The 13,134-nt window shown below is 50.6% G+C and carries 2 protein-coding genes and 1 pseudogene; 1 reads left to right on the forward strand and 2 read right to left on the reverse strand.

The features are described from left to right. Positions 1 to 22: 22 nt before the first annotated feature. Positions 23 to 223 (reverse strand): annotated as a pseudogene (locus EWA64_RS13775) (IS66 family transposase zinc-finger binding domain-containing protein); the annotation flags it as partial. Between the two features lie 273 nt (positions 224 to 496). On the opposite strand from EWA64_RS13775, the gene EWA64_RS13780 reads away from it, so the two are divergent. Continuing rightward, complete coding sequence (locus tag EWA64_RS13780; RefSeq protein ID WP_369435801.1) at positions 497 to 12,031, forward strand: Ig-like domain-containing protein; 11,535 nt, start codon at positions 497 to 499, stop codon at positions 12,029 to 12,031. A 78-nt stretch (positions 12,032 to 12,109) separates the two neighbouring features. Here EWA64_RS13780 and EWA64_RS13785 read toward each other — a convergent pair whose 3' ends face one another. Continuing rightward, a complete protein-coding gene (locus tag EWA64_RS13785; RefSeq protein WP_061896010.1) occupies positions 12,110 to 13,075 on the reverse strand; it encodes a sensor domain-containing diguanylate cyclase in 966 nt (321 codons plus the stop codon). Between the last annotated feature and the right edge of the window lie 59 nt (positions 13,076 to 13,134).

The raw sequence follows: 13,134 nt of genomic DNA on the forward strand, positions 1-13,134 counted from the left end.
GGAACGTTCCTCTTTTTGTTTCATATTTCAAAAATTTAAACACCGCTGGCGTGAGCTCAAGTTTCTTGCTACGGTCTTCACCGATTTTATGAAGGTCATGATTGCAGCATGAGCACTGCTTTTCATGGTCGTCTAAATTGAGCTCGATAACTTCACGAGGCAATGTCTTTGGCAGTGGCTTGCGTTTTCCACGCCTTTTCGTTGTGGAGGTTGTTGTGACCTCACTGCCAAAAGACTTCGCGATAATCACGCTGCATACACCTCGAGACACTATCTCCCTGTTTGATTTTTATCCCTTCCCAACTGACAACCAATGCGAGACAAGCAATATCAGTTTATTAATAAATTGTAAAAACAAAAACACATGCTATAAGTTACATACAAAACATTTATTAATGCTATCAATCCACACTTTATGTAGACAACATCAATGGAGCTTGAAAGCACCAGATCTTCATAAGAAAAAGCCAACATATCCTACTCTTCAGGAGCCTATATGATCATTTCGCAAGCACTTGTTAATAGTGCACGTCAGTTTGTCTTTGGAAGTTTATTTGCATATGGTGTTTCGTTCTTTATCTCTTCATCCGCATTTGCACTCGAAAACTGGAAGAAAGTCGAACGACTCACGCCATCAGATGAAGTGACAAATGCTGATGAGCTGGTCTTTAAAGTCACGTTTGTCAATGCGCATACCGTTGCACCAACTGCCAGTGACTTTACGATACTAGGCGATGAGAAAGACACTGACAACAACACAACTGTTGACACAGGTAGTAAAACAACCGCATCAGTCACACAAGTCACCGTCGACTCGGGTAACAGCTCTATTTACCATGTTACGCTCTCTGGAGGTGACCTTGCCAGCTACAATGGTGTTGTCTCATTGTTACCGGCGAGTAACCGTATTAAACCTGAAGTATTTGAGGCCTACTATGTTAGTAATGGCACAACGTTGCCTGCTTCAGATAAACTCATGGTATTTGACTACGCCGACCAAACAAGTGAATTGAGTAATGGTAACTTTGGTGCAACCGCAGCAGAAGCCAGAGCGAATGCTGATGCAATGTGCAAAAGTAAATTTATACGCAAGCATAGCCGTTTAAACAATATAATTGATAGTTCGGCGCCAACCGCTGTAAGTAATGGACCCGTCAACGCACACGCTGTTATGTCATTCACTGCATCAGATGATATTGCCAGCCTTGACACCAATTACAGTATGCCTAGTGTCAATGTCTATAATACCGGTGGCACAAAACTGGCAGATACAGATTGGGATGATTTTGTTAATGGAACATTGAGCTCTCTTAACAGTAATGCGCCAGATATATTAGAATCTTCAGGTAACGTTAAATACTTTTGGAGCTTTTCAGCATCCAATGGCACTCTAAGTACCGCAAGCAGTTGCTCAGGAGGTACTTCATCCTCAAGTAGCGTCAAAGGAATAGTCAATCAAAATGGCAGTTGGTACGCATTAATTGGTAGTATCCCCTGTAATAACGCTATCAACTTTATCTGTGTTGCATGGCATGAGTCAGCCTATCTAGATGCTAATATCTCCAATACTGCGCCTACGATTAGTAACTTACCAGCAAGCTTTACTGTGACAGAAGATATCGCGACAACGATTGATCTCTCCGCAGTAACGTTAGCTGATGGAGAAGATGACAACTTATCAGTCACCTTAGCGCTGGACAGCGGCACCATCGCAAGCACTGATGGCAATGGTACAGTAAGCAGCGTCACAATAGCTGGAAGTGGTACCGCAAGTATGACATTAAGTGGGTCGGTGGCTGCACTTAATACCTATCTCGATGTGACGACTAAACTCAACATTACCACAGCAACAGACAACACAACGGCGATGACGCTTACGGTCACACCGAATGACGGCACCGTTGATGGTAATGCAGCAACCAGCACAGTGAACGTAACAGCTGTCAACGATAAACCAACCTTTACTTCCACAGCGGTTACAGCTTCAAACGAGGATTCAGTATATAAATATTCAATAACTACCAGCGACCCAGATAAAGATAGTGTTACCATTTCAGTCTCGCCGAATACCCCGCTTCCTAGCTGGTTAAGCTTAAACACAAGCACAGAGGCAACGGTGTCGACCCTTGCAGGTCAAAGTTCGGGCTATGCAGATGGTACAGGCACTGCCGCCTCGTTTAAATCGCCGTATGACGTGGTAACCGATAGTAACGGTAACGTGTACGTCGCTGACTATGGTAACCATGTTATCCGTAAAATAACCCCTGAAGGGGTAGTCACGACGCTAGCTGGGTCTGGAAGCGCAGGCTCTGACGACGGAACAGGAAGCGCAGCTTCGTTTAACTTCCCTAAAGCCGTTACGCTAGATTCATCTGGTAATGTTTACGTTGCAGATTCTTCTAACAATACTATTCGTAAAGTTACGCCAGCTGGTGTGGTAACGACCTTTGCTGGTAGCGGCACCTACGGTAGCAATGATGGAACGGGTACAGCTGCAACCTTCGCAGCACCAACTGGGATTACTATTGACAGCAACGGGAATCTTTATGTCGTAGAAACAAATCCTCATATTGTTCGTAAAATTACTCCTGCAGGTGTCGTAACCACCTTTGCAGGTAGTAAAAATTCGTCAGGATTTACGGACGCAACTGGAACATCTGCAACATTCAACTTCCCTTATAATGGTGGCAGTAATAGCAATAACGACCTATTTATTGCTGACCGCAATAATCACGCTATTCGTAAAATAACTTCAGCAAGTGTTGTGACCACTTTTGCAGGCACAGGTTCTGCAGGGTCAACAAACAGTACAGGAACGCAAGCTAGCTTTAATAAACCTTATGATGTAGCAGCAGATAGAGCAGATAACCTTTACGTAACTGAGCAAGCTGCGCACACCATTCGTAAAATCACCAGTACTGGAGTGGTAACAACCTATGCAGGAAGCGCAGGGGCTTCAGGAAATACCGACGGCCTAGCTAGTGTGGCACGCTTTAGTCAACCCTATGGTATTGCAGTAGACAGCAATGGCATCGTTTATGTTGCGGATACAGGCAACCATCGTATTCGCAAGATATCACCAGTTGGAACGACCTTAACGGGCACGCCTACCCATGAAGATGTTGGCGAACACTATGTTTGTTTAATTGTTTCCGATGGTACTGAGACCAGCGAGCAGTGTTTCACCATTACCGTTGTGGATAACGTGGCGCCGGACGCGCCTTCCACGCCGGATCTTGATGCCGCCTCTGATACAGGCTCATCTAATACCGACAACATTACCAATGACACGACGCCAACCTTTAGTGGTACTGCCGAAAGTGGCTCGACCGTTACCTTGTATAGCGACCAAGTCGGCGGTGGCTCAACCGTTATAGGCACTGGCACTGCAACCGGTGGTCACTGGCAGATCACGACCGACGCATTAACGGCAGGAGTGATGCATGCAATTACCGCCAAAGCGACGGATTCGGCAAATAACGTCAGCAGCAGTTCAAGTGCTCTCAGTGTAACGATTGACAACACGGCGCCATCCGCGCCAAGCACTCCTGATCTCGCGGCGAGCAGCGACACAGGCACTTCGAATACCGACAACATAACCAATGACACAACGCCAACCTTTACAGGAACAGGTACCACTGGTGATACCGTTACTCTCATTTCCAATGTCGATGGCACCATCGGCAGCGCTGTTGTCAGCGGTGGCGCCTGGAGCATTACTGCAAGCTCAGCACTGACCGCAGGTGACCACACCATCACAGCGCGCGCAACGGACACAGCTGGCAATACCGCTGATAGCGCAAGTTTGGCGATTACGCTGGATACCTCAGTACCAACGCCCACCATCACCACGCCGATTGAAGGCGATGGCAGGGTGAACGCGGCGGAAGATGGCGACGTGCTGATTGCGGGCACGGGGGCGGAACCGGGCAACAGCGTCACGGTCATCATTCACGATGGGGCCAGCAGCCTGAGCCGTACGGTCACCGCGGACAACGCTGGCAACTGGACGATTAGCGGCAGTGAGTTTGATGTCAGTGCGTTTAACAACGGCACCTTGACGGTCACCGCGACCCAAAGCGATGCGGCGGGCAACACCTCGAGTGCGGCCAGCACCACCATCACGTTAGATAACGCGCTGCCAAGCATTGGCATTAGCAGCGACAAATCGGCGCTGAAAGTGGGGGAAACCGCGACGCTGACCTTCACCTTGTCGGAAAGCAGCAGCGACTTCACGGCGGACGACATCACCGTGACGGGTGGCAGTTTGTCGGGCTTTACCAGCAGCGGCGCCAGCTACACGGTGACCTTCACGCCGGATGTTGATCGCACCGAGCCGGCGACCGTCGATATCGCCGCCAATACCTTCACCGATGCGGCGGGCAATAACAACACCGCGGCCACCCAGTTGAGCATCAGCCTAGATACCGCGCTGCCGAGCGTGACGATTGCCAGTGACAAGTCGAGCCTGAAAGCGGGTGAGACGGCGACGCTGACGGTTACCCTGAGCGAGGCCAGCAGTGACTTCAGCGCCGGTGACGTCATCGTGACGGGCGGCACCCTGAGTAACTTCACCGGCAGCGGCACCAGCTATACGGTGACCTTCACGCCGGATGTTGATCGCACCGAACCGGCGACCGTCGATATCGCCGCCAATACCTTCACCGATGCGGCGGGTAATAACAACACCGCGGCCACCCAGTTGAGCATCAGCCTAGATACTGCGCTGCCGAGCGTGACGATTGCCAGTGACAAGTCGGCGCTCAAAGCCGGCGAAACGGCAACACTCACGTTCACTTTGAGTGAATCGTCGAGTGACTTTGCCCAGTCGGATGTCACCGTTTCTGGCGGCAGCCTGTCCAACTTTGCGGGCAGTGGTAGCAGCTACACCGCCACCTTTACGCCAGATGTCGACAGTAACAGTGCAGCGACGATTAACGTGGCGGCAGATGTCTTTACCGATGCGGCGGGAAATAACAACACCGCGGCCACCCAGTTGAGCATCAGCCTAGATACCGCGCTGCCGAGCGTGACGATTGCCAGTGACAAGTCGAGCCTGAAAGCGGGCGAGACGGCAACACTGACGGTTACCCTGAGCGAGGCCAGCAGTGACTTCAGCGCCGGTGATGTCATCGTGACGGGCGGCACCCTGAGTAACTTCACCGGCAGCGGCACCAGCTATACGGTGACCTTCACGCCAGATGTTGATCGCACCGAACCGGCGACCGTCGATATCGCCGCCAATACCTTCACCGATGCGGCGGGCAATAACAACACCGCGGCCACCCAGTTGAGCATCAGCCTAGATACCGCGCTGCCGAGCGTGACGATTGCCAGTGACAAGTCGAGCCTGAAAGCGGGTGAGACGGCGAGCATTACGTTCACTTTGAGTGAATCGTCGAGTGACTTTGCCCAGTCGGATATCACCGTTTCTGGCGGCAGCCTGTCCAACTTTGTGGGCAGTGGTAGCAGCTACACCGCCACCTTTACACCAGATGTCGACAGTAACAGTGCAGCGACGATTAACGTGGCGGCAGATGTCTTTACCGATGCGGCGGGGAACAGCAACACTGCTTCGTCTCAACTGTCTATGACCGTTGATAGCTTAGTGCCGAGTGTGACTATCTCGAGTGATAAGTCGGCGCTGAAAGCGGGTGAAACGGCGACCATTACCTTTACCTTAAGTGAAGCGTCGAGTGATTTCACTGAGTCTGACATTACGGTCAGTGGCGGCAGCCTGTCTGGCTTTGCAGGCAGTGCTAGCAGCTACACGGCGACCTTTACACCAGCGGATGAGAGTACGGCGAGCGCCACCATTGATGTTGCCACAGGCACATTTACCGATGCCTCTAGTAACAGCAACAGTGCAGCAACACCAATCTCTATCAGCGTCGATACTGTGCTTCCAACCGTTACTATTACTAGCACCAGCGATGCGTTGAAAGCGGGTGAAACGGCAACACTCACCTTTACTTTGAGTGAAGCAGCCACTGATTTTGCCGAAGCCGATGTGACCGTTGCTGGCGGAACGCTTTCTAACTTTGCGGGCAGTGGTAGCAGCTACACGGCCACCTTTACACCTGCAGAAGAGAGCACTGAGGATGCCACCATTGATGTTGCCGCAGAGAAGTTTAGCGATGCGGCTGGCAACCTCAATACGGCAGCGACCCAGTTACTGATCTCGGTGGATACGGGGATCCCGACTGGACATAGCATCAGCATTGATCAGGAGAGCATTAATAAAACCAACGAACAGGCGATGAGTTTTACTTTTGCAGCAGCGGAAGTGAACGCGATGTTCACTTACAGCGTAAGCGACGGTACCACGACCATTGACGGCGCTAGTCAAACCATCACCTCTGAGACCATGCAAGTCACGGGCATTGACGTCACAAGTTTGCAAGAGGGGACGTTGACAGTCAGCGTGGTGGTCACCGATGCCGCAGGCAATGCCTCTGATGCAGTGACAGATACCGTAACTAAACGCTACGATGTCGCACCAACGGTGGTTGATGACAGCTTCTCGACTGAGGAAGATACGGCGAAACAATTTGATCTGTTAGCCAACGATTCCGACATTAATGATGACATGGTCGCTTCTTCTGCGACGGTGAAAACGCCACCAAGTAAAGGTCAGGTGTCGATCAGCAATGGCGTTGTTACCTATACGCCAAACAGCAATGAGACAGGCACGGACACCTTTACCTATACCGTGAAAGATGCCCTGTTACAGGAGTCTCAAGAAGCGACAGTGACCGTCACTATCAGTGCCATCAATGATGCGCCAGTGGCGAAAGCATTGACCATCACTACCGACGAAGATACCGCCAGCGCGGCGCTCAGTGTGCGTAGCCAAACGACGGATGTGGAAGATGGCATCCCAACGGGTGATTTGGCATTGGTGAGCTTGCCTCAAAAAGGACAAGTGACCATTGATCAAACCGCAGGCACTTTTGTCTACACGCCGAATGCGAATGAAAATGGCAGCGACAGCTTTACTTACACTATCGCCGATAGTGAAGGCAGTGTTTCGCTTGCGGCAACGGTCAGCGTGAATATCGGCTCCGTCAATGACGCACCTGTGGCGGCGGCAGACACGCTTACCTTTGATGAAGATGTCACCTCGACACTCGATGTTTTAAGTAACGACAGTGATATCGAAGATGGGTCATTCACCGCGAGCAGTATTACCTTGCAAGATCTTGGTCAAGGCAAGGGCGTATATAGTTTCGCTACGGTGAGTGTCAATGCCGATGGCACCTTGAACATTGTGCCAGCAGCAAACGTGAATGGTCAGCATAGCTTTACCTACACGTTAACCGATAGCGGCCAAGCGGTTTCAGCGTCGGCAACCGTTACGCTCAATATTACGCCAGTCAATGATGCCCCCGTAGCTGTTGATAACAGTGCGCAGCTATTGGAAGAAGGCTCATTTGAGGTCAACGTATTGGGTAACGATAGCGATGTCGATACGGGAGACAGTTTTGATCTCACCAGCGTTAAAGTGGTCGATGAGCCCGCCCATGGTCGTGTCAGCGTGACGGCGTCAGGCGCGATTGTCTATAGCCCTGAAGAAAACTACTTTGGCGAAGACAGCTTCACCTACACAGTGGCAGACGCAGCAGGCGCAGTCTCTAACGTTGCGACAGTGACCATGACGGTCACACCCGTTAACGATGCACCAATGGCGCAAGCACAGTCACAAACATTGGATGAAGATAAGAGTTTGGTGATCACGCTGGTTGGTTCAGACATTGATAACGATGATGACACTTTGCAGTACGTTATCACTGAGCCAGTTAGCCATGGTGTGCTAGAACCGTTGACCAACAACAGTTGGCGTTACACACCAGAAGCGAACTTCAATGGCTCCGACTTCTTCTTGTTCAAGGTCAACGACGGTGATCTGGACTCAACGGAAGTGCGTGTCGATCTGACCGTCAATGCGGTCAACGATACACCCACCGCGACCGATGTCAGCGCGACGGGAGAGGAAGAAACACCGCTGACCATCACCTTAAATGGTAGTGATGTAGAAGGTTCATCGTTGAGCTATCAAGTCGCCACCGCGCCAGTCAACGGTAGTGTGACCATCACGGGTAACCAAGCGGTCTATACGGGTAACAGCAACTTCTTTGGGCAGGACAGTTTCACTTACCGCGTCAGTGACGGTGAACTCACCTCTGAAGCGGCGTTGGTGACCATTACGTTGAGTAACGTCAATGACGCGCCAGTGATTAGCGGTAGCCCATCAACGCAAGTGGATGAAGATAGCGCGTATCAGTTTGTGCCTCAGGCATCGGATAATGATCCTGCGGATACACTGACCTATTCGATCGCTAACAAACCATCTTGGGCGACCTTTGACACGGCCACAGGCGCACTCTCTGGCACGCCAAGTAACAGTGATGTGGGTACGCATGCGGGGATTGTGATCAGCGTGTCCGATGGTCGCGTTTCGGCCTCGTTGCCAGCGTTTGCGATTACCGTGAATAACGTTAACGATGCACCGGTTATCTCCGGTTCACCAGCAACGCAAGTGAATGAAGACAGCGCTTATCTGTTCACACCGCAAGTGTCTGATGTTGACAGCCAAGCCTTCACCTTCAGTATCACGAATAAACCTGCTTGGGCGAGCTTTGATGCAGCAACAGGTACGCTTAGTGGTACGCCATCGAATGATGATGTTGGCACCTATGCGGGGATTGTTATCACGGTTTCTGATGGCTCAGCCACCGCCACACTCAATACCTTCAGTATTGTGGTGAATAACGTCAACGACGCGCCAAGCATCAGTGGCACTCCTGCGCTGACGGTCAACGAAGACAGTGCGTACCGTTTTGCGCCGCAGGCAGGGGATGTGGACAGTAGCAGCTTGAGCTTCTCTATCAGCAACAAACCAACTTGGGCGAGTTTTAACACGGCAACCGGTGTACTCAGTGGTACGCCAGCCAACGAACATGTTGGCACCACGGAGAATATTGTTATTACCGTCTCCGACGGTGAGCTCAGTACGTCTCTCGCAGCGTTTAACCTCACGGTTATTAACGTCAACGATGCGCCAGTGGCGGTCAACGACAGCTTTGTCTTCACTGAAAGCAACGATGGTATCTATCTGCTTGATGTGCTGAGCAATGATAGTGATGTTGACCAAGATACGTTGCAACTGGATTGGGTAAAAGCGACCTCAGGAAGCGCAACGATGGTCGGCAGCCAAATCCAACTGGTGACGACTGCGATTGGTACCGTGACGGTGCAGTATGGTGTGAAAGATGGTAACGGCGGTAAAGCAACCGCGAAAGCGACCGTGACCATTAACAGCGCGAAATTGGATGCGCCAACCATTACCGCACCAGCCGATGTGGAAGTGAATGCGACCTCACTCTTTACCAAAGTGGCGTTGGGGACCGCGATCGCCGAAGACAGCACGGGTAAACCATTACCGGTCTCCTTGGTCGACAACAATACCTTCTTCCGTCCTGGGGCCAATACGGTGTATTGGCGTACCCAAGACTCGCAAGGTAATGTGGCCGAGGCAAGTCAAACCGTGATTGTGCATCCGCTTATCAGCATTTCCAAAGATGCACAAACCACTGAAGGTACGAGCCACTCAGTCTCTGTGTACCTCAACGGCCCTGCGCCGAGTTACCCAGTGGTCGTGCCTTACACGGTATCGGGAAGCACGGACAGCAGTGACCATACTCTCGCCTCGGGTGAAGTAGTGATTACCAGCGGAACCGAAGGTAAGCTTTCTTTTGCTATCTTGAATGATGGACAGAGTGAAAGTGCAGAAACCTTAGTGATCGACTTGGACAACACGCTCAACCTCGGCAGTAAACGTCGTTATACCTTGACGATTTTTGAAGAGAACGTGGCACCTAAAGTCTCGGTCAATGTGTCTCAGGCGGGAGAGCAGCGTAGCAAGATTGAAAATGGCACGGAGTTGGTGACCATCACCAGCAGTGTGACGGATGCTAACGCGTCTGATACCCACACCTTTGCATGGAGTAGTAGCAACGACGCGCTCAATCAAGCGATTGCAGGCCAGACAAACAGCGACACACTGACCTTCTCGCCGCAAACGCTCAGTTCAGCAATTTACACTCTGCAACTGACGATCACTGACAATGGCACACCACCGCTTTCAGTCACCCACGATGTCTATCTGGAAGTGGTTGAAGCACTGGCGGTGCTTGGCAGTGAAGACAGTGATGGCGACTTGATTCCGGATGACCAAGAAGGCCACAGCGACAGCGACGGTGACGGCATTCCTGATTATCTGGATGCCATCTCTGACTGCAACGTGATTCAGCAAACGGTAGCAGAGAACGACAGTTTTCTCATTGAAGGTCAACCTGGCGTTTGTTTGCGCAAAGGTGTCACCATCGTGGAAAACCAGACAGGTGGAGCGCGCTTGCTGGATAATGAGCTGACGGTCGACAACGAGGCGGACAACATTGGCGGTATTTTTGACTTTGTAGCGACCAACTTGCCACAACCCGGTCAGAGCTATCAATTGGTGATGCCGCAGCGCCTGCCAGTTCCGGCGAATGCTGTTTATCGTAAATTCCGAGCCGATGTGGGCTGGGTCGATTTTGTTGAAGATGCTGACAACTCGATTGCGTCTACTTCCGGTGAAGCGGGCTACTGTCCACCTCCGGGAGACAGTGCATGGACACCGGGCTTAACTGAAGGCCACTGGTGTGTGCAACTTACCGTCCAAGACGGTGGACCGAACGATGATGACGGCATGGCAAACGGCAGCGTGGTTGACCCAGGTGGTGTTGCCGCTCGCGCCAGCAGCAATGCGCTGCCACAAGCAAGTGACGATACTGCTGTAGTTACGCGCAATGGCAGCGTGGTCATTGATGTGCTGAGTAACGACACGGACGCCGACGGTGACAGCTTGACCTTGTTAGAAGGTGCTTCTGCGGACATCGGCAGTGTCAGTGTGGTAAACAATCAGTTGAGTTACACCACTCAGTCACAGTTTTTCGGTGTGGCGACCATTACCTATAGCGTGACAGACGGTAATGGCGGCACGGGGACGGCGAAAGTCACCGTCAACGTACTCAACAATCAAAATCCGCGTGCAGAGGATGATGTGGTTGAAACCAACGACCGTACGCCAGTCACGATTAATGTCCTGTCCAATGACAGTGATGCTGATAATGACGCGCTGACGTTAGTGTCAATTCAAGCTCTGCATGGACAGGCCGTAAAGAACGCTGATCAAAGTGTGACCTACACGCCGAGCTTGGGCTTTGAAGGTACGGATGTTCTCACCTATGTCATTCAAGACAGCCAAGGTCTGCAAGACACTGGCCAGGTCACAGTGACGGTAAAACTAGTGAAAGATGTCGATGTATCAAACAGTTCAGGAGGCCCGTTAGGCGGTATGGCATTAATGTTACTCACTCTCGCTGGCGCGTTGCGCCGAGTTGGTAAAAAAGGTTGGTTGGCGCTGCTGGCTGCGCTGAGTTTTAATTCTCAAGCGGCTTGGTATCTCGATGCGCAGATGGGCGTCAGCCATGCCGATGAGCGCAGCGCTGTTAGCATGGCGGATGTGGTCTCAACCGACGATAACGGCTTCTACCGTTCGATTGGCTTGGGGTATCAGTTAGATGAAAAGTGGTCAGCGATGCTGCGCTATGTGGATATGGGAGAGGGGAGCGCGACACTACGTGGCGCGACCACGTCACCACAGGAGTACCATCAAAGTGTGGCGAGTGTCTCGCCCATTTTGGCCAGCGGTGTCGGCTTAGAAGTCGGCTATCAATTTTGGCAAAGTGACGCTTGGCATGCCAAAGCCAATCTCGGTGGCCTATTTTGGAATGCGGATATTGAAAGTACCTATCAAGGCAGCACTATTAAGACGGACATTGACGGCTTTAATGGTTATGTAGGGGCTGAAGTAGGGTATGCGTTTTCGGAGAAATGGGGCCTTGGCTTGCAGGCTTCACGCTATTTTCTGCGAGAAAACGATGTGGATACTATCGCGATACAACTCACTTACCGCTGGGCTCAATAGCAAGGTTTAGAGCTAAATTCTACACACTGGAGACCATGCCAACCCAATGGCATGATCGCTAGAAGGAAAACGTATCGATTAGGGGAGGAACTGGAACGTTCCTCTTTTTGTTGCTTTGGCGTTAAACAAAGCTTTGTCGGCTTTGGAGATAAAACGCTCTAAATCATGATGTTTCGCAGTTAGCTGGTTGTAAAACTGAATGCCGATGGTGACGGTCAAAATATTAGCAACGCTTGAGCTTGGATTGGGAATGGCCAGTTTTTTCACTGATGCCAATAAAGCACGCGCTTTTTCTACACATTCTTGTTGAGAAATGGCAGGGATAAAAACGAGAAATTCATCGCCGCCATAACGAAAACAGCTACCGCTCTCATGGCTCCATTTTTTTAATGTATAGCTCACCATTTTTAACGCTTTATCGCCGTTGAGGTGGCCAAAAGTGTCATTGAGATCTTTGAAACAGTCTATATCGACCATAAACAAAGCAGCACTTTGTCCGTTGTCAATCGCTTGAGCCAATAGCGATGGAAGGTAGATCTCAAGTGCGTAGCGATTGTTTAATTGAGTCAAATGATCTAAACAAGAGAGCGTTTGCAGTGAAGCCCTCTGACGCTTAAGTTCCTGAAGTGCGGTTTTGTATTCGGTAATGTTTCGCACCGACCAAAGTACCTTATCTTCTCCAATGACCGGAATAACAAATGCGCTGAAATATTGTAGCTCACTCGGGCCTGCGACCCCTTTAAAGCACGGCATGTCATGAGGGTGTAGTTCATACTCAAGCTCTTGTGGCTTTTGTGTCGTAATCACCTGTTTTATCACATCTAAAAACCATTTTGCTTTGTCGTAGGGCATCACATCAAACTGACTTAAACCAATCACATGAGACGGGTCATGGTGCCGTTTGGTATCTGTACCTCCCCACGCTTCAATGTAATATCCGGCTTCACTGATGAGAAAAGTGGGCTCTGGTAGTGATTCAAAAAAGTGATGGATCACTTTGGGGTTATTCACAATAACGCGCGATAAGATGGATTCATCTACCATACTGTGCCCTTACTTCACTTTATGATTTAAATACAACTATTAAGATATAGCTCAATAAA

Origin of the sequence: Vibrio cidicii, assembly GCF_009665415.1 — a bacterium.
In the GTDB taxonomy this organism is placed as follows: Bacteria; Pseudomonadota; Gammaproteobacteria; order Enterobacterales; family Vibrionaceae; genus Vibrio; species Vibrio cidicii.